The organism is Clostridium ganghwense (assembly GCF_026735165.1).
In the GTDB taxonomy this organism is placed as follows: domain Bacteria; phylum Bacillota; class Clostridia; order Clostridiales; family Clostridiaceae; genus Clostridium_H; species Clostridium_H ganghwense.
Window position 1 is genome coordinate 19,018 of sequence record NZ_JAPQES010000002.1, and the last position, 23,966, is coordinate 42,983.

General features: G+C 27.6%; 32 protein-coding genes. All 32 read right to left on the reverse strand.

All coding sequences use genetic code 11. From position 1 onward, the window contains the following. Positions 1 to 7: 7 nt before the first annotated feature. Positions 8 to 526, reverse strand: a complete 519-nt coding sequence (locus OXH55_RS06645) for an NUDIX hydrolase (protein ID WP_268049047.1) — start codon at positions 524 to 526, stop codon at positions 8 to 10. Between the two features lie 23 nt (positions 527 to 549). After that, complete coding sequence (gene spo0A, locus OXH55_RS06650) at positions 550 to 1,362, reverse strand: sporulation transcription factor Spo0A (RefSeq protein ID WP_268049048.1); 813 nt, start codon at positions 1,360 to 1,362, stop codon at positions 550 to 552. 41 nt (positions 1,363 to 1,403) lie between these two features. Next, positions 1,404 to 2,693 carry a SpoIVB peptidase gene (spoIVB, locus tag OXH55_RS06655; RefSeq protein WP_268049049.1) on the reverse strand — a complete coding sequence of 430 codons (1,290 nt, stop codon included), beginning with the start codon at positions 2,691 to 2,693 and terminating at the stop codon, positions 1,404 to 1,406. A gap of 171 nt (positions 2,694 to 2,864) precedes the next feature. Continuing rightward, positions 2,865 to 4,568 (reverse strand): DNA repair protein RecN, encoded by a 1,704-nt coding sequence (gene recN / locus OXH55_RS06660; RefSeq protein ID WP_268049050.1) that lies wholly within the window; start codon positions 4,566 to 4,568, stop codon positions 2,865 to 2,867. A gap of 9 nt (positions 4,569 to 4,577) precedes the next feature. Then, the gene (locus tag OXH55_RS06665) at positions 4,578 to 5,033 is read right to left on the reverse strand and encodes an arginine repressor (RefSeq protein ID WP_268049051.1); all 456 of its coding nucleotides are present in this window, start codon (positions 5,031 to 5,033) and stop codon (positions 4,578 to 4,580) included. An 18-nt stretch (positions 5,034 to 5,051) separates the two neighbouring features. Continuing rightward, positions 5,052 to 5,873 (reverse strand): NAD(+)/NADH kinase, encoded by an 822-nt coding sequence (locus OXH55_RS06670; RefSeq protein WP_268049052.1) that lies wholly within the window; start codon positions 5,871 to 5,873, stop codon positions 5,052 to 5,054. A gap of 11 nt (positions 5,874 to 5,884) precedes the next feature. Then, entirely contained in the window at positions 5,885 to 6,697 is an 813-nt protein-coding gene (locus tag OXH55_RS06675) for a TlyA family RNA methyltransferase (protein ID WP_268049053.1), read from the reverse strand. A gap of 35 nt (positions 6,698 to 6,732) precedes the next feature. Continuing rightward, positions 6,733 to 8,592, reverse strand: a complete 1,860-nt coding sequence (gene dxs, locus OXH55_RS06680) for a 1-deoxy-D-xylulose-5-phosphate synthase (RefSeq protein ID WP_268049054.1) — start codon at positions 8,590 to 8,592, stop codon at positions 6,733 to 6,735. 4 nt (positions 8,593 to 8,596) lie between these two features. After that, the gene (locus OXH55_RS06685; protein WP_268049055.1) at positions 8,597 to 9,199 is read right to left on the reverse strand and encodes a hypothetical protein; all 603 of its coding nucleotides are present in this window, start codon (positions 9,197 to 9,199) and stop codon (positions 8,597 to 8,599) included. Between the two features lie 673 nt (positions 9,200 to 9,872). Further along, positions 9,873 to 10,745, reverse strand: a complete 873-nt coding sequence (locus OXH55_RS06690) for a polyprenyl synthetase family protein (RefSeq protein WP_268049056.1) — start codon at positions 10,743 to 10,745, stop codon at positions 9,873 to 9,875. A 1-nt stretch (position 10,746) separates the two neighbouring features. After that, entirely contained in the window at positions 10,747 to 10,968 is a 222-nt protein-coding gene (locus OXH55_RS06695) for an exodeoxyribonuclease VII small subunit (protein WP_268049057.1), read from the reverse strand. Positions 10,969 to 10,983: 15 nt separating this feature from the next. After that, on the reverse strand, positions 10,984 to 12,192 hold the full coding sequence (gene xseA / locus OXH55_RS06700) for an exodeoxyribonuclease VII large subunit (protein ID WP_268049058.1): 1,209 nt from the start codon (positions 12,190 to 12,192) through the stop codon (positions 10,984 to 10,986). Between the two features lies 1 nt (position 12,193). Next, on the reverse strand, positions 12,194 to 13,030 hold the full coding sequence (locus OXH55_RS06705) for a bifunctional methylenetetrahydrofolate dehydrogenase/methenyltetrahydrofolate cyclohydrolase (protein ID WP_268049059.1): 837 nt from the start codon (positions 13,028 to 13,030) through the stop codon (positions 12,194 to 12,196). Between the two features lie 25 nt (positions 13,031 to 13,055). After that, positions 13,056 to 13,457, reverse strand: coding sequence for a transcription antitermination factor NusB (gene nusB / locus OXH55_RS06710; RefSeq protein ID WP_268049060.1), 402 nt, complete (start codon positions 13,455 to 13,457; stop codon positions 13,056 to 13,058). Between the two features lie 123 nt (positions 13,458 to 13,580). Next, entirely contained in the window at positions 13,581 to 13,973 is a 393-nt protein-coding gene (locus OXH55_RS06715) for an Asp23/Gls24 family envelope stress response protein (protein WP_268049061.1), read from the reverse strand. Between the two features lie 85 nt (positions 13,974 to 14,058). Further along, positions 14,059 to 14,571 carry a SpoIIIAH-like family protein gene (locus tag OXH55_RS06720; protein ID WP_268049062.1) on the reverse strand — a complete coding sequence of 171 codons (513 nt, stop codon included), beginning with the start codon at positions 14,569 to 14,571 and terminating at the stop codon, positions 14,059 to 14,061. A gap of 72 nt (positions 14,572 to 14,643) precedes the next feature. Further along, positions 14,644 to 15,279, reverse strand: coding sequence for a stage III sporulation protein AG (gene spoIIIAG / locus OXH55_RS06725; protein ID WP_268049063.1), 636 nt, complete (start codon positions 15,277 to 15,279; stop codon positions 14,644 to 14,646). A 40-nt stretch (positions 15,280 to 15,319) separates the two neighbouring features. Continuing rightward, positions 15,320 to 15,904, reverse strand: a complete 585-nt coding sequence (gene spoIIIAF / locus OXH55_RS06730; RefSeq protein WP_268049064.1) for a stage III sporulation protein AF — start codon at positions 15,902 to 15,904, stop codon at positions 15,320 to 15,322. Between the two features lie 15 nt (positions 15,905 to 15,919). After that, a complete protein-coding gene (spoIIIAE, locus tag OXH55_RS06735; protein ID WP_268049065.1) occupies positions 15,920 to 17,074 on the reverse strand; it encodes a stage III sporulation protein AE in 1,155 nt (384 codons plus the stop codon). A 21-nt stretch (positions 17,075 to 17,095) separates the two neighbouring features. Further along, positions 17,096 to 17,479, reverse strand: a complete 384-nt coding sequence (spoIIIAD, locus tag OXH55_RS06740) for a stage III sporulation protein AD (RefSeq protein ID WP_268049066.1) — start codon at positions 17,477 to 17,479, stop codon at positions 17,096 to 17,098. Positions 17,480 to 17,493: 14 nt separating this feature from the next. Beyond that, the gene (gene spoIIIAC, locus OXH55_RS06745; RefSeq protein ID WP_268049067.1) at positions 17,494 to 17,691 is read right to left on the reverse strand and encodes a stage III sporulation protein AC; all 198 of its coding nucleotides are present in this window, start codon (positions 17,689 to 17,691) and stop codon (positions 17,494 to 17,496) included. A gap of 12 nt (positions 17,692 to 17,703) precedes the next feature. Beyond that, positions 17,704 to 18,225 (reverse strand): stage III sporulation protein SpoIIIAB, encoded by a 522-nt coding sequence (spoIIIAB, locus tag OXH55_RS06750; protein WP_268049068.1) that lies wholly within the window; start codon positions 18,223 to 18,225, stop codon positions 17,704 to 17,706. 1 nt (position 18,226) lies between these two features. Next, entirely contained in the window at positions 18,227 to 19,150 is a 924-nt protein-coding gene (spoIIIAA, locus tag OXH55_RS06755; protein WP_268049069.1) for a stage III sporulation protein AA, read from the reverse strand. A gap of 136 nt (positions 19,151 to 19,286) precedes the next feature. Beyond that, positions 19,287 to 19,676: a CD1247 N-terminal domain-containing protein gene (locus OXH55_RS06760; RefSeq protein WP_268049070.1), complete on the reverse strand. Its 390-nt coding sequence runs from the start codon at positions 19,674 to 19,676 to the stop codon at positions 19,287 to 19,289. A 22-nt stretch (positions 19,677 to 19,698) separates the two neighbouring features. Next, positions 19,699 to 20,256 carry an elongation factor P gene (gene efp / locus OXH55_RS06765; RefSeq protein ID WP_268049071.1) on the reverse strand — a complete coding sequence of 186 codons (558 nt, stop codon included), beginning with the start codon at positions 20,254 to 20,256 and terminating at the stop codon, positions 19,699 to 19,701. Between the two features lie 259 nt (positions 20,257 to 20,515). Then, positions 20,516 to 20,929 carry a hypothetical protein gene (locus OXH55_RS06770; protein ID WP_268049072.1) on the reverse strand — a complete coding sequence of 138 codons (414 nt, stop codon included), beginning with the start codon at positions 20,927 to 20,929 and terminating at the stop codon, positions 20,516 to 20,518. Further along, on the reverse strand, positions 20,922 to 21,392 hold the full coding sequence (locus tag OXH55_RS06775) for a hypothetical protein (protein WP_268049073.1): 471 nt from the start codon (positions 21,390 to 21,392) through the stop codon (positions 20,922 to 20,924). The genes OXH55_RS06770 and OXH55_RS06775 overlap by 8 nt, the downstream gene beginning before the upstream one ends. Positions 21,393 to 21,395: 3 nt before the next feature. Further along, the gene (locus OXH55_RS06780) at positions 21,396 to 22,169 is read right to left on the reverse strand and encodes a hypothetical protein (protein ID WP_268049074.1); all 774 of its coding nucleotides are present in this window, start codon (positions 22,167 to 22,169) and stop codon (positions 21,396 to 21,398) included. A 16-nt stretch (positions 22,170 to 22,185) separates the two neighbouring features. Next, positions 22,186 to 22,596: a hypothetical protein gene (locus tag OXH55_RS06785; protein WP_268049075.1), complete on the reverse strand. Its 411-nt coding sequence runs from the start codon at positions 22,594 to 22,596 to the stop codon at positions 22,186 to 22,188. Further along, positions 22,596 to 23,066 carry a type II secretion system protein gene (locus tag OXH55_RS06790; protein ID WP_268049076.1) on the reverse strand — a complete coding sequence of 157 codons (471 nt, stop codon included), beginning with the start codon at positions 23,064 to 23,066 and terminating at the stop codon, positions 22,596 to 22,598. The genes OXH55_RS06785 and OXH55_RS06790 overlap by 1 nt, the downstream gene beginning before the upstream one ends. A 3-nt stretch (positions 23,067 to 23,069) precedes the next feature. Continuing rightward, positions 23,070 to 23,519, reverse strand: coding sequence for a hypothetical protein (locus tag OXH55_RS06795; RefSeq protein ID WP_268049077.1), 450 nt, complete (start codon positions 23,517 to 23,519; stop codon positions 23,070 to 23,072). After that, positions 23,503 to 23,943: a prepilin-type N-terminal cleavage/methylation domain-containing protein gene (locus OXH55_RS06800; protein ID WP_268049078.1), complete on the reverse strand. Its 441-nt coding sequence runs from the start codon at positions 23,941 to 23,943 to the stop codon at positions 23,503 to 23,505. The genes OXH55_RS06795 and OXH55_RS06800 overlap by 17 nt, the downstream gene beginning before the upstream one ends. Positions 23,944 to 23,966: the final 23 nt, after the last annotated feature.

Consider the following 23,966-nt stretch of genomic DNA (forward strand, 5'->3'; position numbering starts at 1 on the left):
CACATTTTTAAATCATCATAAAAGCAGAAATGGTTTTAGCATCTATAATTTCACCTTTTTTTATCATCTCTTTTATTTTATCGACCTGTACTTCACAAACCTTTATAAATTCGTCTTCATCTCCACCGATATTCCCATCATATAATTGCTCTGCTTTGTAAATATCAATATATTCATCACAAAATCCAGGTGTAGTAGCTATTTTACCTAAATAAGTAAATTTCTTTGCTTTATAACCTGTTTCCTCTTCTAATTCTCTTCTACCACAAGTTTCAGCATCTTCTCCTGGTTCTAACTTTCCTGCTGGAAGCTCTAGTATAGTTTTTTCTATAGGATTTCTAAACTGTTCTACTAAAATTATAGTATCATCGGTTTTATATGCTAAAATTGCTACTGCTCCTGGGTGCTTTATAATTTCTCGTTTTGCTATCTTTCCATTTGGTAATTCTACAGTTCTTACATCTAAACTCAAGATTCTACCTTTATATCCATTTACCTCTTCTAAAGTTTTTTCATAATACTCCATCCAAAAGCCTCCAAAACTATTTATTAGCTTACTTTATTTTTCAATCTTAACTTATCAGCAACCATTGCTATAAACTCTGAATTTGTTGGTTTACCTTTTCCGTTATGTATAGTATAACCAAAAATTTTATTTATAGTTTCTACTTGACCTCTTGACCATGCTACTTCTATCGCATGTCTGATTGCTCTTTCCACTCTACTAGCTGTTGTATTATATTTTTTTGCTATTGATGGATATAATTCTTTAGTAACTGCTGACAATAATTCTACATCGTTTACTACCATACTTATAGCTTCTCTTAAATACATATAACCTTTAATATGTGCAGGTACACCTATTTCATGTATAATATTTGTAATTTCTGATTCTAAATCTAATGGTTCACTTCTTCTTACTTTAACTTCTTCTGTTTCAATTAAAGAAACTGTTTTCTTAACTTGATCACTTGAAATAGTATTGTTAAACATTTGTCTTATTCTCTTTGTAAAAACATCCATATCAAATGGTTTAACCACATAATAGTCTGCTCCCAAAGTAATAGCTCTTTGTGTAATTTTATCCTGTCCTACTGCTGATAATACTATTACTCTTGGCATTGGGTCAATGTTCATAGTGTTTAATCTTTCTAATACCCCAAGACCATCTAAATGGGGCATAATTATATCAAGTACTACTAAATCAGGCTTCTTTTCCTGTATTAACTTTAATGCTTCTATTCCATCTTTTGCAACACCTGTAACAACAATATCTCTTTGATTTAATAAATAATCATTAAGGATATTACAAAATTCTTTGTTATCATCTGCAATAACTACACTTATTTTATTATTTTCCATAATTATATCTCCCCTTTATATATATTCCATTTCTTAACAATTTAAATTCGACAAAAGTATGAAAATTCCTTCTTAGTTAGAAAAATTTTCAAAATAACTACAAAAATACACAACTTTATCAATAATAGTAAAATATCTGTCTCTTTCAACATCCATTCAATATAAATACCATATCCCACATCAGGCCTATTAATCAACACATGGGTTACAGCACCAACTATTTTGTCACCTTGTATAATAGGGCTTCCACTCATTCCTTGAACAATTCCACCTGTTTTACTTAACAAAACTGGATCAGTAACCTTTATAATCATACTTTTAGGTCCTGGTTCATCTTGTGTCAACAATTTTTCAATTTTAATATCATATAGTTTAGGCTGAGTTCCATCTATAGTTGTTAAGATTTTTGCTGCTCCTTCTTTTATTTCATTTCTTAAAGCAATTTTCATAGGTTTATTATATTTACTTCCGATTAACTTATCGTTTCCATCTCCATATATCCCACAAATAGTATTTTTATTTACTTTTCCTAAACTTACTTCTTCATTTATAAATATTCCTCTCAATTCTCCTGGATTACCTTTTTGACCCTTTCTTAAAGAAATAATTGATGATTGAACAACTTCTCCATTACTAATTTTTAATATTGTTCCTGTATCTACATCTGTAATAGGATGTCCTAAAGCAGCAAATTTGCTACTTTTTTTATCATAAAAGGTTAATGTACCTACTCCTGATGTAGAATCTCTAACCCACAAACCAATTTTATACTCGTTATCACTTTTATCTTTTATTGGCTTTACTACCTTTTCTATAATTTTATCATTTCTTTCTAGAGTTATTTTCATTTTTTTACTTTTATTTGATTCTAATTCTTTAATAAGTTCATCTGAACCATTTATACTTGAATCATTTATTTTTGTAACAACATCTCCTACCTGTATTCCACTTTCTGCTGAAGGACTCACCACTTTACCTTTTGAAGTTTCTATATCAGAAAATGCAACTACTAATACACCTTTCGTACTTAATTTTACACCTACTGGTGTTCCTCCTGGATAAACATATATTTCTGGTATAGACTTAACTGAAACTGATTTAATAGGTAATACGCCTAATAAACTAACATCTAAAATTTGATCATTTTGTTTTATATCTTTAGTTTTTAAAGTGTCTTTATTAAATTTTATAATATAATTGGATCTCAATTCCTGACCTTCTCTTACAAAAATAGTATCTGGTAAAGCTATAGTTTTGTAATATATACCAATAGATAAAATTATCAAAGGAATTAAAATCCAGCATATTATGCATTTCATTTTATTCTTCATATTTTTACCTCCTGCATAACACACCTTGTTTGATTTTAATTTACCCTTTTTAAAAATTTATTATGCTATTGTATATCTGCAAACTTAGTAATTCTTTATTAGGAAAACAAATATATGATAATTTACTTAGAAAAAAAATAAAAAATTCATAATCATATACTGATTATGAATTTATTCAGTAGAAAACAGTTCTATTTTTCTGTTTCTAGCTAACTTTATCATTTCTTTTGAATGTTCTATTGTTAATTCTGTAATTTCAGAACCACCAATCATTCTAGCAATTTCCTTTTCTTTTGCCTCTTTGCTCATTTTTCTAATGTCAGTAAAAGTTTTTTCATTTTTTACCTCTTTAGCAACTAAAAAATGTGAATCTGACATACTTGCAATCTGAGGTAAATGAGTAACACAAAATACTTGGCGATTTTTTGATATAAGACACATTTTTTCAGCAACTCTTTGAGCTGTTCTTCCACTTATACCAGTATCTATTTCATCAAATATAATCGATGGTATTTCATCTTTATTAACAAAAACAGTTTTTAAACCAAGCATTATTCTTGACAATTCTCCTCCCGATACAACCTTTTCTAGTGATTTAAGTGGCTGTCCAGGATTTGTTGAAATCAAAAATTGAACTTTATCACATCCATTGTTATAAAATTCATCTTCATAAGAAATATCTATCTTAAAAACACTTTTCTCTAATCCTACATAATCTAATTCATTTTTAATTCTTTGCTCTAATATTTTTGCAATATCACTTCTTACGTTATGAATAACTTTAGCTTGTTCTTTCATTTTCATACTTATTTTTTCTTGTTCTTTTTTTAATTCCTCAATAACTTCAGTACTATTAACCATATCATCATATTGTCTGGAAATTTTTTCTTTATATTCTAAAATCTCTTCAATAGAACTGCCATATTTTCTTTTATATGTATCTATTTGAAATATTCTACTATTTATGTATTCTAATTCGTTCTTATCATAAGATATACTGTCTTGTATACTCCTAATCTCTGAAATATCTTCTTGTATATTAAAGTATGCTTCTTCTAGTGAATTAGCAATTACTTTTACTTTGTCAAGCTTGTCTTCAATACTCCTAAGTTCACGTATAACTTTATTTAAAGAATCATATACCGACATAAAATTATCATTACTATTATACAAAATAGTATAACTATTTATAAGAACATTACTAATTTTTTCAAAATTATTCAGAAGTGTATATTGATCTTCTAATTCTGTATCTTCATTAGGCTTTAGATTTGCTTTATTTATTTCGTCAATTTGATACTTTAAAAAATCAATTAATTTTTCTCTTTCTCCATTATTAATACCTAAATCTGATATTTTATTATCTATCTCTGTTAATTTTTTATAATTCTCATTATATTTCTTTAGTAATCCTTCTAATTTTTCTTCTCCGAATTTATCTAAGTAAGATATATGAGTGGAATGATTTAATAAATCTTGATTTTCATGTTGTCCATGAATATTTATTAATGTCTCAGCAAGTATTTTTATTTTAGATATTAAAACAGATTTACCATTTATTTTTATAACACTTTTTCCTGATTTAAAAGTTTCTCTACTGATTATAACTATTTCCTCAAACTCTATTTCCATCTCTTTCAAAAGTTCAAATGTATTCTTATTTTCAATGTCAAAAATAGCTTCTACAAAAGTTCTATCTTCACCTATTCTAATTAAATTCTTGTTAAACTTTTCTCCAAGAACAAAATTTATTGCATCAATTATTATGGATTTACCAGCTCCTGTTTCGCCTGTTAAAATATTGAATCCTTTTTCAAAAGATATACTTAAATTTTCTATTAATGCAAAATTTTTAATATTTAATTGAAGAAGCATAATAACCTCCTATTTTGAAGAAAGCATCTTTTTAAGTTTTTTAACCAATTCATAAGCTTTTTCTTCATTAATAGATAAAATAAAAATTGTATTGTCCCCAGCTATGGTTCCTGCAATTCCTGGAAAACTCATAGAATCTATAGCCTCAGCAGCTGCAGACCCAGAACCTGAGATAGTCTTAACAACTACCATATTTTGCACCTTTTCAACACTAATAACAGTATGCGTAAAAACATTTACTAACTTATTTGATAAAAAATTTTCTGTTGGTCCAATAGATGCATACTTATATGTACCTTTATCTGATAAAACTTTAATTAATTTTAATTCTTTGATATCTCTTGATACTGTAGCTTGAGTTACATCCATACCTATTTTTTTTAGTTCTTCTGCTAATTCCTCTTGTGTCTCAATATCTTTTAACTTAATTATTTCTAAAATTTTTGAATGACGTTCTATCTTCATATCTTATCTCCTCAATAATTAAAAAATTTTTTTTCTTAATACTTCAAAGTAATCATATCCATCAATTTTAATTAATTTACATTTTATATTACATTTTTTAATTATTACTTTTTCAAATTTTTCTAAATCAATTGACTGTTGTCCATCTACAGTTAAAAAAACACTTTCATTGTTTCTGTAAATTTTAATACTAATTTCACTATTACTTTCTAAAATTATACTTCGCATTTGCATAGAATGAGGACATATTGGTGTAAGTAACATTACATCTAAAGTTGGATAAATTATTGGTCCTCCAGCTGAAAGAGCATATGCAGTTGATCCAGTAGGAGTGGAAATAATCATACCGTCCGCCTTAAAGGATGTATAAAACTTATCATCAATAAATATGTCATATTTAAATATTCTTGACAATGTTCCTTTAGAAATTACAACATCATTAAGGGAATTAAACTTTTTTTTATCTTTTTCATTAATAATTTCACATTGAAGCATCATTCTATCTTCGATATTATATTTACCTTCACTTAATTTTTTAATAGCCGTTTCAAACTCTAAGCTTTCAACTGCTGTTAAAAAACCTAAATTGCCCATATTAATTCCTAAAATAGGTACTTCACAGAACGATATAGCTCTAGCAGTCCTCAAAATAGTACCATCACCGCCTAAAGCTATAATTATATCAAGTTCTTCTTTTTCTACATTTTCTAATCCTATAGAATCATTATATATTTTAATATTTGCATCTTTAATATATTTTTTTATTTTGCCAATTATATTATTAATAACTTTTTCATCAATAAACTTACTGCTATTGATGTTAACACCAATATTAATCATTCTTCCTCCTGCTATAAATTACTATGTGAAGAATCAACGACAGAATTTATAGTTTCAAAATCAAAATTCTCTTTATAATCCTTATCTTTTGTAAAGTACACTAGATATTCAATATTTCCTTCTGGCCCTTTTACTGGCGAATGATCCAACCCAATAATTTTCAAATCATTCTCCACCAAGAAATTCAGTATGTCATTTATTACTTCCTTATGTGTACTTGCTTCTCTAACAACACCTTTTTTGCCAATTTTATCTCTACCAGCTTCAAATTGAGGTTTAATTAAAGCTACAATTTCTCCTTTATCACCCAACAAATTAACAATTGCTGGAACTATTTTTTTTAATGATATAAAAGATACATCTATACTGGCAAAGTCTGAGTACTCTCCAATATCTTCATGAGTTAAGTATCTTGCATTTGTTCTCTCCATACATACAACTCTTGGATCAGTTCTCAATTTCCATGCATATTGACCATAACCTACATCAACTGCAAAAATCTTTTTCGCTCCATTTTGAAGCATACAATCACTAAAACCACCAGTTGACGCACCAATATCCATACATACTTTATCTTTTAAATCAATTTCAAAGCTTTTTATTGCTTTTTCAAGCTTAAATCCACCTCTACTTACGTAAGGCATAACTTTTCCTTTAAATTCTATATTCGCATTTTCAATAACTTTTTCTCCACATTTATCTATTCTTTGGCCATCTACAAAAATTTCTCCAGCCATTATACTAGCTTTAGCTCTTTCTCTTGATTCAAAAAAATTTTTTTTTACTAAAAGCACATCTAATCTTTCTTTTTTCACTGAGCTCATTTTAAAACTCCTTTGTTTAGGTTTATTAAAAATTATTAAATAATCTTAACGATACTTTCTATGATTCCATCTACATCCAATTTATTTGTCTTATATAAAATATCCACACTTCCATGAGAAATAAATTTATCATCATAACCTAAGTTTAAAATTTTCACTTTTTTATCAGATAAGTTTGCATAATCCAATACCATGGTTCCTAAACCACCAATTTTTACATTATCTTCTATAGTAACAATTTTATAATTATTTGTTATCAAATAATTTAAGAGGTTTACATCTATCGGTTTTATAAAATTCGCATTAATAACAGTAAGTTCTATACCTTGCGCTTTCATTTTTTCTCTTGCTTTTAAAGCTGTCTGAACCATTTTCCCCACAGCAATAATTGCTATATTACCTTCTTTGTAAAGTACTTCCCATTTTCCTTTTTTAAAATTAGTTAATGGCTTTAATTTTAAATCACTACTCTCTCCACCTCTTGGATATCGAATAGCTATTGGGAAATTTTGTTCTACAGCCCAACGCAGCATATACTTCAATTCCTCAATACATTTTGGACTCATTATAGTCATATTAGGCATATGGGATAAATATGATATATCAAATACCCCTTGATGTGTTTCTCCATCATTTCCTACTATTCCTGCTCTATCTACAGCCAAAATTACAGGAAGGTTTTGTTGACATATATCATGAATCACCTGATCATATGCCCTCTGAAGAAAAGTAGAATATACAGCAAAAACTGGTTTTAATCCAGCTTGTGCCATTCCAGTTGCCAAAGTTACAGCATGCTGCTCAGCTATACCAACATCAAAAAACCTATCTTTAAATTCTTCACTAAAATCTCTAAGTCCAGTTCCATCCCTCATTGCCGCTGTAATAGCTACTATTTTTTTATTTTTAGATGCCAAATTCATCATTTCATTTCCAAAAGCTTTTGAATATGTATTAACATTTTTTTTATCAACTTTTCCAGTATGTTTATTAAAAACAGAAATTGCATGAAATTTTTCAGAATTTTTTTCAGCAAATTTATAGCCTTTACCTTTCTTGGTAATAGTATGTATAATTACTGGACCTTTAATTGATTTAGCCAAAGCCAAAACTTTAGTAACTTCTTTAATATTATGCCCATCTATTGGTCCAAGATATTTAATTCCCATATCCTCAAAAAACATGCCTGGAACTACAATTTGTTTAATTCCAGATTTTATTTTTCTTATAGATTCTGCAACACTACTTCCAAAATTCGTTTTTCTAAGAGTTTCATTAAACTCATTTTTAAACTTATTATATTTTGGGTCAAGTCTTAATTTACTTAAATACGTAGATACGCCTCCTACATTTTTAGCAATTGACATCTGATTATCATTTAAAATTATTATTAAATTTGTTTTTCTATCTCCAACATCATTTAAAGCTTCTAATGCCATTCCCCCAGTTAATGAACCATCACCTATAACTGCAATTACATTATGATCTTCGTTATTCAAATCTCTTGCTCTCGCCATTCCTAGTGCTGCTGAAATAGAAGTACTACTATGTCCCGTTTCAAAAATATCATACTTACTTTCACATCTTTTGGGGAAACCACTAATTCCTTTATACTGCCTTAATGTATTAAATTTATCTCTTCTTCCCGTTAGTATCTTATGTATATACGTTTGGTGACCAACGTCCCAAACAATTTTATCTTTGTCTATGTCAAAAGTCTTATATAAACTTAATGTAAGCTCTACTACACCTAAATTTGAAGCTAAATGTCCTCCAGTTTTTGAAATTTTATCTACTAAAAATTCTCTTAATTCTTTAGCTAATTGATTTAATTCGCCAAATGGCATTTTCTTCAAATCATTCACATTATTTATTTTATCAAGTATATTATTCATTTTATCATCTTTCCTTTTTAATAACATGTATTACCTTTGATACAGCAAAAATAATATCATTACAATTTTTTATAGCAAAGGTTTTACCAACTGCCTTGCCTCCTACAGTTATAGCAGCAATTATAGCTCCTATTACCGCCCCTATAAAGAGTATATATTTATCACTGGGATTTGCTAAATTTGTAGTAATTTTAGACAAAATTAGTGCTCCTATTGCTCCGCTAACAACACCACATACATCTCCAATTACATCACTACTAAAATTCGATACTTTATCAGCGTTTCTAATTAACTTTACAGCAATTTTGGCTCCATCTATTTTTTTTGCAGCCATTGCATGAAAAGGGGTCTCACTAGCAGCAGTAACCGCTACTCCAACAATATCTGAAATAATACCCAATAAAATTATAGCAATTAATATAATAAATGCTATAATTAAATTTACTTTTGGCAATATCATGTTTGCAAAAAATGAAATACTCCCTGAGAGTATTATTGTCCAAAGTACTATTTTTAATATCCATAATCTATTTTTCTTTTTTTTCTTTTTTTTTCTATTCTTAACTACTTTTTTCTTATTTGAAGTTTTATTTATGGAATTATGCAAAGATTATTCCTCCAATATGTATACAAAGAGGGCAGTATACTAGATAAATCTTACGGCTTAGGTCTAGTAGGATTTCCCATAGAGCAATCCAGACGTCGCCGTCCTGGCAGTTTCCTTTTAATGCTCTACTTATAGTGTTACCATCTATAAAACTAGACTACCACTTAGTCCGTACTGCAATCTCTAGTATACCTCTTTCGAACAGTCTAGGAGTTTTCCTCAACAGTTAGGTACTTTCCTAGCCTCTTTTGCAAAATGGGTTTAAGTAATATTTTACCTCCACCCATTTCACTCAAGGCAGGCTACGCTGCACATAGCTTTTCACCACAATACAGGTTTAATCCATTGTCGTAATATGGGTATCTCTCCCATACCACAAGCAATGGTCTCCGCGAAGGTAGGGTCAATTGCGCATGCCTTTGCGGTTGCCCCATCCCCCTTACTCCCAGCACCAACCCATAACTGGGCGTTACAAGCCAGCACCAGAAACTTCATCGATGTGCCCTTTAGCGGATTTTTAGCCCCGCCCTCAGAAAATACTTACCTGACTAGAATACTGCACCTCTCTTTTATATTTTATATAGGGATTATATCATAGACTATGCAATATTTCAAAATTTGTTTACTCCATTAGAGTATAAATATAGCCATTAATCTTTTATATAGATTAATATTAAAATTCTCTTTTTAAAAGAAAATGGGTTATATCTTTCAAATTACTTGTGTCTTTACCTATATTGTCTAATATTTTTAAACATTCATTAGTTAACTGCTTACACATTTCCTTACATTCTTCTAATCCAAATTTTGATACAAAGGTGATTTTATCATTATCATTATCACTATTAATTTTTTTTCCTAAAATCTTGGAATCTCCAACAATATCTAAAATATCATCTTTTATTTGAAAAGCTAATCCTAGTTTTTTACCAAATTCACATAACAACTTAATATCTTTGTTTTTTGCTTCTCCCAAAATTGCTCCAGATATTATAGCACTTTTAATTAACTCTCCAGTTTTCTTGCTATGCATATAGGACAATTGTTCTTCGCTAATCTTTTTGCCTTCACTAATAACGTCTACTACTTGCCCACCAATCATTCCTTCTACTCCAGAAGCTTTTGAAATTGTTCTGCACGCTTCTATAATATGTTTCTGCGAATTTACTGTGCAATAGTCAAATAGTACGTTCATAGCTTCATTTAAAAGACCGTCACCCGCTAATATAGCTATAGCTTCTCCAAATACTTTATGATTTGTAGGCTTACCTCGTCTCAAATCATCGTCATCCATAGCTGGTAGATCATCATGTATTAGGGAATATGTATGAATCATTTCTAGAGCTGAAGCTAGCGGAATAATTTCCTTATAATTATCTTTGTAAATATTATAAGTACAAATCATTAAAATAGGTCTTATGCGTTTTCCTCCAACTTCTATACTATATTTCATAGCATCATATATTATTTTATTGTATGAACCTTTGTTATCAAAATACTCTTGTAACCATAAATTTATCTCTTCTTTTAACTTGTTAATCTCCATGTTATTCATCAACCTCTATAAAATCTTTTTCTCCCTCTTCGGTTAGGATTTTTATTTTACCTTCAGCTTGATTTAGCATTTTATATAGTTTATTACAAAGCTTTATTCCTTCTTCATAATCTTTTATTGAGTTTTCTAAAGAAAGTTCTTCTTTCTCCATTGTATTTATAATATTCTCTAATTTAGTCATTAAGCTTTCATAAGATTCCTTTTTTCTAGGCATAATAGAACCTCCAATTTACTTTATATCTTCTACCTTATCTATATTAGCTTTAATTTTACCATCCTTAAAGATTATTTTAATCTCACTTAATTGTTTTATTTGCTTAGCACTACTAACAACTGTATTGTCAGTATCTTGAACCAAAGAATAACCTTTATTTAATATATTTAACGGATTATGTGCACCAAGTAAAGAATTTAATTTTGATAATCGTTCTTTTTCAATATCAACTTTGGATGTAATCTTATAAGTAATATTTTGTTTTAAATTATCTAATTTAGCATATTGATTCGCTATGTATGTTGTAGGATTATGTAGTTTTAAATTATTGTATAAACTCTTTAAATCATCATATCTTCTACTAATTCCGTTTTGCATTTCATCATACAATATATCTCTATAATCCACTAACTTATCATTAATTTGTTGAAGATTAAATACAGCTATTTCAGCTGCGGCCGAAGGAGTTGGAACTCTTAAGTCACTTACAAAATCACAAATAGTAAAATCTGTTTCGTGACCAACTCCACTAACTATAGGAGTACTGCACTTATATATTGTATAAGCCAATTCTTCATTGTTAAATGCCCATAGTTCCTCTATAGCTCCTCCCCCTCTAGCTAAAATAATTGTATCCACATCTTCACGTTTATCAAGATATTTTATTGCTTCTATTATGCTTAGACTGGCTTTTTCTCCTTGAACAAGTGTAGGATAAATTAATAAATCCACACTGTTATTTCTTCTTTTAGCTACATTTATTATATCTCTAATAGCTGCACCAGTAGGTGATGTAACAACACCTATTTTTCTAGGGTACTTAGGAATCTTTTTTTTGTTATTCTCATCAAATATTCCTTCTTTAGAAAGTTTTTCTTTTAATTTTTCAAACGCAAGAAACAAATCTCCTATACCATCTTGTTCCATTTCTTCACAGTAAAATTGGTATAAGCCGTCTTTAGCATACACTGAGACTCTTCCTTTCACTATAACCTTATCCCCATTTTCTGGTTCAAATTTTATAGAACTGGCATAAGATCTAAACATTATACAATTTATTTTTCCATATTCGTCTTTTAATGAAAAATACATATGTCCACTGCTATGTAATTTTAAATTTGATATTTCTCCTTTAATACAAGCATTCCTTAAAATAAAATCATTGTCTAAAACTTTTTTTATATAGCTGTTTAATTGTGAAACAGTCAAAGTTTTAATATGCATATTACTCTAATTCCTCACAAAGATTTTTTATTAACATAGTAGTAGTCATTGCTCCTACTCCTCCTGGAACCGGTGTTACAAAAGCCGCTTTTTCTATAACTTCATCAAAACAAATATCTCCTTTAAGCTTTCCATCAACCATAGTAGTGCCTACATCTATTACTATGGCACCTTCTTTAATATACTCTTCAGTAATAAATCCTGGTTTTCCTATAGCTGATACCAAAATATCTGCTTCTCTACAAATTCCCTTTAGATTTTTTGTTTTTGAATGACAAATAGTTACAGTAGCATTTTCATTCAATAATAACTGTGCTGCTGGCTTTCCTACTATGTTACTTCTTCCAATTATGACTGCATGTTTTCCTTGCATATCAATATTAGTGCTTTTTATTAATTCTATTATACCTTTTGGAGTGCATGGTACAAAACCTTTCTCTCCTTTATAAAACCTTCCAGCACTTACACTACTTAATCCATCAATATCCTTTTCATAACATATTTTTGATGTTATAACTGCTTCGTTTAAGTGCTTTGGAAGAGGAAGTTGAAGAATTATACCTTTAACTTCCTTATCATTGTTTAATTTTTGAATTATATTAATAAGTTCATCTTCACTAATATTCTCTTCTAAATATATACTTTTTACCTTAACACCTAATTTTGAGCATAATTTATTTTGACTATTTACATAGTATACTGAACCACCATCATTCCCTACTAAAATATTAGCCATACATGGAGGTTCACATCCTAAGTGAATTTTTTTCTGAATAAACTTATTAATTTCTTCTCTATGTTTTTCTGCAAGCTTCTTTCCATCTAATTTTATTCCCATACTGAACGAACCTCCATACATTATCTTATTGTTTAATCATGTTTCCAAGTACCCCATTGATAAATGAAGGTGAATTATCATCTGAATATTTCTTGGCAAGTTCTATACCCTCATTAACAGCCACTTTATTTGGTATCTCCTCCATAAATAGAATTTCAAAAGTTGACATTCTAAGTATAGATAAATCTACTTTAGATAATCTATTTAACGTCCATTTTTTCAAATTTTCTTCTATCTTTTGATCTATAGTTTTAATATTTTCGTTAATTCCTTTTACCACAGTTTGAATATAATCGAAATCAACATCATTTAATTCAATTTCTGTATTTTCTTTAAAGTTCTTAAGTATTTCTTCATATTCCCCTTTATTTATAGTCATTTCAAATAATAATTTCATTGCAATTTCTCTTGATTTTCTTCTGTTCATATTTTCCTCCTATATATGTAATTAATAATACAATTTTTACCCACATTTCAATTATTGTCAACTTATTTATTATTATACACTTTTGAACATGGAAACACCCTCTGTTTTCAGAGGGTGTGATATTTACTCTTCGTTTTCTTTACTATTTTCATCCAATTTAGGAAGTACTACGTTTTGAATGTAAATATTAACAGCTGAAACATTAAGTCCAGTCATTGATTCAACTGATTTCTTTACATTTTCTTGAACCTTTTCAGCTACTTCTGGAATTTTTATGCCATATTTAACTACAACATACAAATCTATAATAGCACTTTCTTCTCCTACATTTACCTTTACACCTTTAGATACATTTTTCTTACCACTTAGCATTTGAGTTATTCCTCCAACTAAAGTGGCGCTCATTCCTTCTATACCATCTATTTCAGAAGCTGCTAAGCCTGCAATAACCTCTACTACTTCATCTGATATTTTAACAATTCCCATTTCAACTTCTTTTTTTATATTTTCGTCCATTTTTGTACCTCCTTTGCTTTGATTTTTCAAAACAAATTACTCATATGCTTATTATATCAAATAGAGTATGATTTTACAAATATAATTATTCTTTTCGTTCTATTTCAACATCTCTTATTTGAGTTACATCCATTACAACCTCTTGAATTTGTTTTTTCTGTTCTTCTGTTAATTCCTTAGGTGATTTCACAATAATTGTAACTTTTTTTTCTTGAATATAGCAAAGAGCATCTTCATAATCTTTACCTTTTAAAACAGTTTCAATCTGAGATTGTTTTGGTCCAGCTAATGCAAGTTTAGAATATTTCTTAGATATTTCTGCCTTATCTTCCTTTGATGTATGTTCATCATCCATTAATGATTTTAATGTTTGAAGGGCTTGAGCTTCTTTATTATCTCTTATAATTTGCTGTTCTTGAAAAAAATTGCTTGAACTATTTTTTTTGCTTGAATCATTAATAGAAATAGCACTCTTTCCATTTGGCATATCATTACCAGCTACATAATCTAAATCAGCATTTAATTTTGTGGCTAGTATTCCAAAACACACAATAAGTGCCAACAAAACAACAATAATCACACCTTGTTTTTTATTCATTTAGATTCCTCCCATTTCCTCTTGAAAATTATCTTTCTAAAAAATTAATATGCATTGTATACAAAATATATGTTATTTTTTCATAGGGTAAACATTAACTTTATTTTCTGATAAACTGAATAAATTAACAACAGCCTTATGAATTTGAAGCTTTATAAGTCTATTTTCAGCACCTTCAGCTACCACGCATACTCCAGTAACTTCTGGATTATATTCTTTTACTATCAAAGGCTCAGTTCCATTTTCAGTATTCATCATTACAACCGTTCTCCCATCATTCTTTTGTGTTATTTTTCTTGTTCCTCCCTCAGTATCTTTCTCTTCAGTAAGACTTGTAGAATCATTTACATTAAAAGCAGGTACTCGCTCTTCACCCCCTTTAAAATAAATCATTACTTTTACTTTTCCTACGCCTTCTATATTCTCTAAAGTATCTTTAAGCTTTAATTCCATTTTTGTTTGTTCATTTTTATACTCTGTATTAAGTTTTGCTTCATCATCTTTTTTCTGTTCTAGAACACCTGTATTATCTTTGTTTGCTTTATTATTTAACTTAAAAGTACTAGTATTTTTTAAAGTACTGCCAAATATGGCTAATAATATGCCTACTAATAGTAAAATTATTAAGTTTGTTATCATATTTTTTCCCTTTTTATCTTTAGCCTTCTCTTTAAGCTTATCTACATCAAAATTTTTCTTTACATTCATCCTCTCACCCTCATTTGAAAATTTTTATCATTTTATAATCTTACATTTTATAAATCTTGATATCATCTTTTGAAATATCAAGGATTCCACTTAAATATTCCTTTATCATATCACTCTTCTTATGATCTTCTATTTCTGACCCGCCAACTTCTTTACTATCTTTTATTTCAATTTTTTTAATCTTTTTTATTTTTCCTTCAGTAACACCTACATTTATGGCATTTATAATGAAATTTTCTTCTTCCATATTGTAACTTACATCTACTAAAACCTCATAATTGTCCTTAGGAAATTTTTCCTTAAGCTTTTTGATGCACAACTTTTCCAAATTTGTTGAAAAAACATTTATAGTATTATCTATGCTGCTCGTCTTATATTTATCATAATCTTTAGTATATTCTTTTTCTTCAAAATATTTTGAAGCTGAATTAACATAAGTATCCATATCAAAATTTTTATCAAATATTTTAATAATTGGATTAATAATAACAGTTATTAATATCAGCCCTAAAACAAATTTTGCATATTTTTTAATTTTATTATTAGGTAATATCATTTCCACAGCTGTAATAAAAAAAACCGCTGTACAAATATTAATTATCCATATTTTAAGATGTTCCAGCATATCATTCTGCTCCTCCTATCCACCTATAACAATTTTTCCTGCTGATGCAATAATAGATACCATTATAAAAAACATAACAGATACACTAATAAGACAGGAAGTAATTAATATGAGCGAATCTCCTGCTGAACCAATACATTTAACTAATCTTTTATCGCTTACTGGTTCGATAAGCGCTGCTGTAAGTTTATATATCAACGCCATTGCAATCATCTTAATTACCGGGAAAATAATTATTGCAATTAAAATAATTAACCCAATACTACTTAAAGCATTTTTCAAAAGTAATGAATAACCAGCAACTGTAGATATTGCATCAGATAAACTTTTACCTACTATAGGTACAAAATTATCCACTGCAAATTTCACAGTTTTTTCAGCAACAGCATCTATTGTAGAAGTAGTTATTCCTCTTATCGTTATAATCCCTATGAATATTGTCATAATAATACCTTGCACCCAAAGAACTACTTGATTTAGCAATTTTGATAGTTTATCTACTTTATACTCTTCTGAAATATTGTTAACAAATTGTATGACAAATGCCATACCAATTATAGGTATTAATAAATCTATAAATATTCTTGCACTGATATTAGTTACTCCAATTATTATAGGATCCATAGCAGCTGCCTGTGTAAACCCTCCTACAGAAGCTAAAAGCATCAATAATACAGGTATTAAAGCTGCCATAAAATCGGTCATGCTTTTAATTGCATCCTTAGCAGTAGATATTCCTATATAAAAGCTCTTAGTAATAAGTACTATGAGCAGAGCATAGCATGCAAAATATGCTATATTAGATAAATTGCCATTGCTGAAAGCATTCTCTAAATTACTAATCAGCGCACAAATTATACATATTACTATTATCATAGCCATTAACTTTCCACAGGCAGCTACTTCTTTAAACCCGTAAGTTAATAATGCTTTTATAATTTTTTTAACAGAAAACTTTCCATCTCCACTTTTCATATACTGCTTAACATATGTTTTAACATCCATATCATTTAAAATCTCATATTCTGTTTTCATATTGCTTATATAATCATATAGCTGTTCAATTTTCATATTATCTTTACTATCAAGTAGTGGATTTTCAGTATAAGCTTGTACATTAGAAAAGGGGATTAATAAAAACATAATTATTATGATTAATATTTTTTTCATATATTATACCTCGTATCCCTTTTACATAATTTTTAAAATCCCTTGAAGCACTGCCATAAGAATAGGAATTGCTAATACTAATATTAATATTTTACCTGCAAATTCAACCTTTGAGGCAAGACTACTTTCCCCTGCATCCTTACATATCTCACTGCAGAAGGATGCTAAATAAGCAATCCCTAAAATTTTAAAAACAATATTTAAATAAACAAAATCAATATTGGCTTTAAGAGAAAGTTCTTGAAGCAGTTGGAGCACTGAAGTTACTTTATCTATCATGAATATAAATATTAATATTCCAGCCGCTAAGCTAATATGTACTGCTAGATCACTTCTTTTATTTTTTATCACAAGCACGATAGACAGTGTCACAAAGGCAAATCCAACAACTTTTAATATTTCCATATATAATAAGCCTCCTAAAATCGGAACATAGTTTTGACAGTGCTAAATAATTTATTTATTAAATCTATCACCATCATTAACACAATTACAATTCCAGCTAAATTAGCTATTACAGCATAATCGTCTTTCCCAGTAGTTTTTAAAATTTTATCTAATACAATTATTACAATACCTACAGCAGCAATTTTAAATATCAAACTCACATCCAACACTATTTTTACCTCCTATACAATCATAATTACTAAGATAGCACCTAATGAGAATCCTAAATACCTATACATTTTAATATTTTTCTGCATTACTACCTCAGCAGCATTTACTTGTTTTTTTAAATTAGTTAAAGATAGTGATAATATGCTTTTCTGACCTTCTACATCTGATTCTCCTAAGGTTCTAGCTAAATCCAAAAGTACTCTAATGTCTTCTTTCTTTAGATTAATCAGTTCTTTATTACATTCTATAGATTTTTTGAATCCTTCATACACACTATCTACCTCATTGTTATCTAGTAATTGCGAAACCTCTAGAAAAATATTTTTTATAGGCTTATTACATTTTTCACCTATATGTTCAAAAATTTCTGGTAGCGATGTGCGAGTATAAACTATCTCACTTTCTAATTGGTATAAAGCTTGTTCAATTTCTTTCAATTGTATAACTCTACTTCTTAGATTCTCTCCATAAATAAATCCTATTAAGGAACAACTTACTAAAATCAAAATACATCCTAAAGTCTTTAGAAACATATTATCTCCTCCAAAGTTTCTCTTTTTCATTAAAGTCATAAATATATTCCACTCTTCCAACTTCTTTAGAAGCATTTAAGATTACAGCTCTTTGAAAAACATCATTATCTAATATATCTTTAAATACAGCTCTGTTATATAAATCTTCAACTCCAAATCCATGAATAGTTGTAATCAAATTTACTCCTGAATTCATAGCAACAAGTATACTCTCGATATCCTTATAAGTTCCTATCTCATCACACACAATCACATCAGGTGCCATACTTCTAACCGCCATCATAATACCTTCACTTTTAAGACAACTATCAAGTACATCTGTTCTTATACCTACATTCATTTGAGGTATGCCATTACTACACCCTCCAATTTCACTTCTTTCATCTATTATGCATATTTTTTTGCCAGATACCTCTGTATATCCTGTTTTTATTCCGTCAGATAAATTTCTAGCAATATCTCTTATTAATGTGGTTTTTCCACACTTAGGCGGTGATATTATAATAGTATTTAAAACTCTGTTACCTTCAACAATATAAGGCATTATTTTATTTGAACAGTCAATAACTTCTCTACATATTCTAATGTTTAAAGAAGCTACATTTTTTATTGTTTTCACTCTATTATTATCTATAACGCAAGTTCCACATATACCAACTCTATGACCACCCTTTATTGTGATAAATCCATTCTTTATATCCTCTTCAAAAGCATAAATTGAGTAATTACTCATACGCTGCAACACAGTTTTTATATCCTCTTCTGTAACTATATACTCTTTTATAAATTCCTCATTTCCTATATAAAGTTGTAATGGTTTATTTACTTTAATCCTTATTTCTTGCATTTTTTCAAGGTTTTTTGTGTATTCTAATATTCTTCTTATGCTTTGTGGCAAAATATAAAAAATTTCTTTAGTGTTCATACTTTTTATCCTCCCTTCTTATTAAATTTTTATTTATCTCATCTTCAAATTATTCCAATAAAAGAAAAAAACACAATTATATTTTTAGTTTAAAATAAAAAATAGCATATAGAACAAATATTCTATATGCTATCACTTATCTATCTTTATTGCTTTTTAAATTAATAAAATTGCCGCAATTAGGACACAGTATTTTATTTTCATTATCTACTAAACTTTTCTCAATAGCTAATACCTCACTACATCCATCACAACAAACATCTATATAATCATAGCTATTAAATTCTTCATCCTCTTCTTCAAAGCCGTACAGTTCATCTTCTAAGTTACCTAAGTTCTCATCTAAAACTGTTACATATTCATTTACCTCAGCTTGATTATATTCAATTTCATTAATTTTTTCTACAATGTCAAATAAAATATCATTTACTTGAGATAATATTTTACTTTCTGTAGAATCTTTATTAACCTCTAATTTATCAATGGCTTCTTTTAACGAAGTTACTTTTGACATAAGAGAACTCATTTTATCACTCCCTTTAGGGCAGTTATACTCTCTCCATGTAGTCACCAGTTCTAGTATCTACTCTTATCATGTCTCCTTCATTTACAAATAAAGGTACATTTACAACTGCTCCAGTTTCTAGTTTTGCTGGTTTCAGTACGTTAGTTGTAGTATTTCCTTTAACTCCTGGTTCACATTCAACTATTTGAAGTTCAACAAAGTTAGGTGCTTCAACTGAAAAAGCTTCACCCTTGTAGAATTTAATTATTGCAAACATATTTTCTTTAAGGTACTTAATAGCTTCTTCTACTTGTTCAAATCCTAATGGTATTTGTTCAAATGTTTCTTGATCCATGAAGTAATATAATTGTCCATCATCATATAAATATTGCATTTCTTTTCTTTCTATAACTGCTTCCTGAAACTTAGTTGATGGATTAAAAGTAGTTTCTGTAGCTCCACCACTTATAACATTTCTAATTTTTGCTCTTACAAATGCTGCACCCTTTCCTGGTTTAACATGTAAAAAGTCAATTACAGTAAAAACTTGTCCATCTAATTCAAAAGTAGTTCCTTTTCTTAAATCTCCAGCTGAAATCATTATGTATCCCTCCACTAAAGTATTATTATTATTTTTATTATAACCCTAAAAGTTATATTAATACTAATCTTATCACTATTCAAAGAGTTTATTATATAAGACCAGACCTAATTTCTTTTTAGAGCTTTTTCCTATGGTATTAAAACTATAAGTTTTATGACCCTTATTCAACCAATGATATTTTATCAAAACTTGCGAATATTTGCAAATAGATTTATTTTATGTATGAATTTTTACACTACCTAAATTTATACTAATGTTATATTGAAAATTTTAAAATAACATTAGTATAAATATTTTTATTTTCTAAAATTTTTATTTCTAATTCCTTAACACCATAAAAATTTTCTTTTCTCTTTATCATTTGTAAAAAACTATAGAGTTTTTTTACTTCTCCTTTAAATTCTAACTGTAAACATACCAAATTAGGTGTTTCATTATCTTTTAATATTCTTTTTATTTGTACATAATCCTTATTGTTTATATCCTTTAGTATATCTGTATATGTATAATGCTTATTATTTTTTGTTGTTTTATTTATTTTTAATTGTTGAAGTTGCTGTTGTTTATGAAGCAAATTTTTCTTTTGGAACTTTGCAAATATAACACCAATTATAAGCAATATACTTAATAAATATATTAATAAATTATTTTTAAATCTTTCATTAATCATTATTTACCTCTAAACTTATTTTTAATCTAATATTATTATTTTCTGTAACTGATTCTAAATCTAAAATTTTAATTTTTTTACTTTTTTCAATATACTCTATAAACTCACTAATTTTTTGTTTATCAGAATAGCTACCATCTAATTGTATTTTTTTATCCTTTATCTTAACATAAAAAAAATTCTTTTTATCACCTAAATAAACTATGAAATTTTTCAATGTATTTATTGTGCTTATCTTTTTCTTTCGCATAACATATAATCTATTTCTTTCAACTTTAACATTCTGAATGCTTTGTTCAACCTCTTTATTAATACTAATTATATTTTTAGAATTTATAATTATATCTATTCCTATAATTGTTATACATAGTAATAAGATAACCAAATTTATCTTAAATCTTAAATAACTTTTTTCTTTAACTCTCTTTCTATACCATAATGGTAAAAAATTATATTCATTCATTACTTAACTCCTATTTAGAATAAAAGTCTCCATTATAATCTCCTCATCAAATTCACCTAAATTTTCATATGTATATTTTTTTTCATTCATTAAGTACTCTTTGAATCTAATATCATTTAAATTAACACTATATACTTTATTGATTTTTTTATCTAACCCTAAAACTTTATCATTGATATAATCATATTGACTAATAACAAACTCATAGTTTTCGTTATTATCTCTAATAACCTTATTAGCTATGATCTTATCATCACTCACTGCTGTTATATATAAATTTTCATTATAATTAAATATAAAAATATAACTCTTATCCAAAACGTAATTTTTAAAATACTGTAAAAAATAAAATTGTATCAAATTAACTTTCTTGATTACATTATTACACTTTATACAGTGTTTTAATCCATTTAATCTTTGGCAATTTACACAGAAAACCAATAGTTCCAACTCATTTTCTTGCTCTTTATATATTGTATAGGAATAAAAAATTTCTTCCGCTTTTCTACCATATAAATGTATCAATTGATTTTCAACTATATTATCCAATTTATATCCATATACTTTAGGTAAACTCATATATTTAATATATATCTCTTCTCCTTCAACCATAATATAAATATTTTTCTTTCTCACTCTAGTCTTTAAGTCCTCTAAATCTTTTATAATTACCCTTTCTAAGCCTTTCTTTTCTTTAATTAATTTATGTTTTTTTCCTAATTTAAGACTATTAATATTATGATTGCATATTTCAAGAATTATATCTTTCTTTAACATAGTATTTTCTCCTTATTTAACACTCTGTTTTCAAATAACTAAATTCAATTTTTTTCTGATTATCTTCTCTTATCTTATAAATATAATATTCTCTTCTATATGTTTTACCATCTGGTGGATAGATATATAATATAATGTTTCTTTTTTCTTTATCATACATTACATAAGAATTCTTAAAGCTAATTTCTCTGTCATTAATATTACTTAGTAAATTATGTACACTCTCATTATTTATATTAACACTTGAATTTTCTTTAATATATTTATTTATGCGGCTCAATAAATACTCCTTATGCTTTTCATATATATCTTGACCTAAATTGTAATAAATAAAATCTAAATTATTTTTTCTTCTTAAAATTTGAATACTAAAACTACAAAGTAAACTTGTAAGAATTATACTGAGAATAAGTAATGTAAAAATCATTATATATCCTCTTTTCTTTCTTTTAATCCTATACATCTTTCAAATATTTCTCCATTATTCGTTTTTATAGTTACATAAATAATATTTTTATTTTTATAGATTGTAAAATCCTTAATATCCTCTACTATAGAAACAGGTTTATACGTTGAATTTATATACTTAAAATAATCTATTATAATTTTACATTTATTTTGTGACATACTCCTCTTTTCTATAGTATTTGTATCACCATTTACTTTCTCTATAATTAACTTACTATTTTCTATTCTAATAGCCTTATTTCTAACATCTTTAACTTCTGTTTCAATAAATCTCAAGGCTTCTTGTGAATAATTTTCATACCTGTCTTCTCTAATAACACTTTTATAATTCTTAACCTCTCTAAAAACCATATTCGTCATTACCAATGTTAATATAGATATTATCGATAAGGAAATTACAAGTTCAATTAAGGTAAATCCTCTTTTCACTTTCTAATATTCCCCCTTAAAACAAACAGCTCTCATCACTTTATTATGATTTTGTATATTAACATACAACTCTAGATTAATTTTTAAGACCTCCTTATCATCCTCAATGCTCATAATTAAATACGGTCTATGTTTTATTTCTTCTGATGTAAAAATATTCTTAGCTCCTTCAATTTTCAAACTCTCCAGACTAATATTTTCTTTATTTATTATCACTAAATTCTTACTTTCCATTACTTTAATATCATCATAGTTATAGTTGTAATATATGTCCTCTTTTAGTGAATCTAAAAACTCTACATATTCATTTACTTGTCTATTGTAGCTATTTAACTTTAAGTTATTTATTTTAATAGATAATATAAAACTACTTAACAAAAAAAATATAGCCATACTGCAAACAACTTCCACCATACCTATTCCTTTTTTCTTACACTTATTTAATCTGAACATAATTAGTACCTACTCTCAAGGTTATAAAATGATTTTTCCCTTTTCTATCTTTATAAGTTATAGTACACGCATCACTTGTATTACCTAAATTATCTATATAAATCAATTGCTTGCCACTTGATGTATTTATAGATTCTAATTTAAACTCTTTGGGCATCTCATAACTTTTAACTGTTAAACCACAATGAAAGGTAATACTCCTTGAATCAAAAACTAAATATCCAGTTTTATTTTTCCCTTTACAATATTGTTTTGAATCATTTATAATATGCAAAATAGAATTATTACATATATCAACATTAAAGCTGTTAAGCGTAGAATTATATATTCCGTAGCAATTTGTTATTGATATTCCACTTAGAATTGATATTATACTTAATACTATAACTACTTCTATTAAAGTTGTTCCTTTTTTCTTATTCATTTTTATTAATTTCCTATTATCTC

What these genes read in the sequence shown, in the direction of transcription:
- OXH55_RS06645 (WP_268049047.1), bottom strand. Translation starts at nt 526, where the DNA reads ATGGAGTATTATGAAAAAACTTTAGAAGAGGTAAATGGATATAAAGGT.
- OXH55_RS06800 (WP_268049078.1), bottom strand. Translation starts at nt 23,943, where the DNA reads ATGAATAAGAAAAAAGGAACAACTTTAATAGAAGTAGTTATAGTATTA.
- OXH55_RS06665 (WP_268049051.1), bottom strand. Translation starts at nt 5,033, where the DNA reads ATGAAGATAGAACGTCATTCAAAAATTTTAGAAATAATTAAGTTAAAA.
- spoIIIAA (WP_268049069.1), bottom strand. Translation starts at nt 19,150, where the DNA reads ATGAACACTAAAGAAATTTTTTATATTTTGCCACAAAGCATAAGAAGA.
- OXH55_RS06775 (WP_268049073.1), bottom strand. Translation starts at nt 21,392, where the DNA reads ATGAATGAATATAATTTTTTACCATTATGGTATAGAAAGAGAGTTAAA.
- OXH55_RS06715 (WP_268049061.1), bottom strand. Translation starts at nt 13,973, where the DNA reads ATGGACGAAAATATAAAAAAAGAAGTTGAAATGGGAATTGTTAAAATA.
- spoIIIAB (WP_268049068.1), bottom strand. Translation starts at nt 18,225, where the DNA reads ATGTTTCTAAAGACTTTAGGATGTATTTTGATTTTAGTAAGTTGTTCC.
- spoIIIAE (WP_268049065.1), bottom strand. Translation starts at nt 17,074, where the DNA reads ATGAAAAAAATATTAATCATAATAATTATGTTTTTATTAATCCCCTTT.
- spoIIIAG (WP_268049063.1), bottom strand. Translation starts at nt 15,279, where the DNA reads ATGAATGTAAAGAAAAATTTTGATGTAGATAAGCTTAAAGAGAAGGCT.
- spoIVB (WP_268049049.1), bottom strand. Translation starts at nt 2,693, where the DNA reads ATGAAGAATAAAATGAAATGCATAATATGCTGGATTTTAATTCCTTTG.
- spoIIIAF (WP_268049064.1), bottom strand. Translation starts at nt 15,904, where the DNA reads ATGCTGGAACATCTTAAAATATGGATAATTAATATTTGTACAGCGGTT.
- OXH55_RS06770 (WP_268049072.1), bottom strand. Translation starts at nt 20,929, where the DNA reads ATGATTAATGAAAGATTTAAAAATAATTTATTAATATATTTATTAAGT.
- OXH55_RS06705 (WP_268049059.1), bottom strand. Translation starts at nt 13,030, where the DNA reads ATGGGAATAAAATTAGATGGAAAGAAGCTTGCAGAAAAACATAGAGAA.
- OXH55_RS06690 (WP_268049056.1), bottom strand. Translation starts at nt 10,745, where the DNA reads ATGGAGATTAACAAGTTAAAAGAAGAGATAAATTTATGGTTACAAGAG.
- xseA (WP_268049058.1), bottom strand. Translation starts at nt 12,192, where the DNA reads ATGCATATTAAAACTTTGACTGTTTCACAATTAAACAGCTATATAAAA.
- dxs (WP_268049054.1), bottom strand. Translation starts at nt 8,592, where the DNA reads ATGAATAATATACTTGATAAAATAAATAATGTGAATGATTTGAAGAAA.
- OXH55_RS06760 (WP_268049070.1), bottom strand. Translation starts at nt 19,676, where the DNA reads ATGAGTTCTCTTATGTCAAAAGTAACTTCGTTAAAAGAAGCCATTGAT.
- nusB (WP_268049060.1), bottom strand. Translation starts at nt 13,457, where the DNA reads ATGAACAGAAGAAAATCAAGAGAAATTGCAATGAAATTATTATTTGAA.
- OXH55_RS06675 (WP_268049053.1), bottom strand. Translation starts at nt 6,697, where the DNA reads ATGAGCTCAGTGAAAAAAGAAAGATTAGATGTGCTTTTAGTAAAAAAA.
- efp (WP_268049071.1), bottom strand. Translation starts at nt 20,256, where the DNA reads ATGATTTCAGCTGGAGATTTAAGAAAAGGAACTACTTTTGAATTAGAT.
- spoIIIAD (WP_268049066.1), bottom strand. Translation starts at nt 17,479, where the DNA reads ATGGAAATATTAAAAGTTGTTGGATTTGCCTTTGTGACACTGTCTATC.
- OXH55_RS06780 (WP_268049074.1), bottom strand. Translation starts at nt 22,169, where the DNA reads ATGTTAAAGAAAGATATAATTCTTGAAATATGCAATCATAATATTAAT.
- OXH55_RS06670 (WP_268049052.1), bottom strand. Translation starts at nt 5,873, where the DNA reads ATGATTAATATTGGTGTTAACATCAATAGCAGTAAGTTTATTGATGAA.
- recN (WP_268049050.1), bottom strand. Translation starts at nt 4,568, where the DNA reads ATGCTTCTTCAATTAAATATTAAAAATTTTGCATTAATAGAAAATTTA.
- OXH55_RS06695 (WP_268049057.1), bottom strand. Translation starts at nt 10,968, where the DNA reads ATGCCTAGAAAAAAGGAATCTTATGAAAGCTTAATGACTAAATTAGAG.
- OXH55_RS06720 (WP_268049062.1), bottom strand. Translation starts at nt 14,571, where the DNA reads ATGAATAAAAAACAAGGTGTGATTATTGTTGTTTTGTTGGCACTTATT.
- OXH55_RS06785 (WP_268049075.1), bottom strand. Translation starts at nt 22,596, where the DNA reads ATGATTTTTACATTACTTATTCTCAGTATAATTCTTACAAGTTTACTT.
- spo0A (WP_268049048.1), bottom strand. Translation starts at nt 1,362, where the DNA reads ATGGAAAATAATAAAATAAGTGTAGTTATTGCAGATGATAACAAAGAA.
- OXH55_RS06795 (WP_268049077.1), bottom strand. Translation starts at nt 23,519, where the DNA reads ATGTTCAGATTAAATAAGTGTAAGAAAAAAGGAATAGGTATGGTGGAA.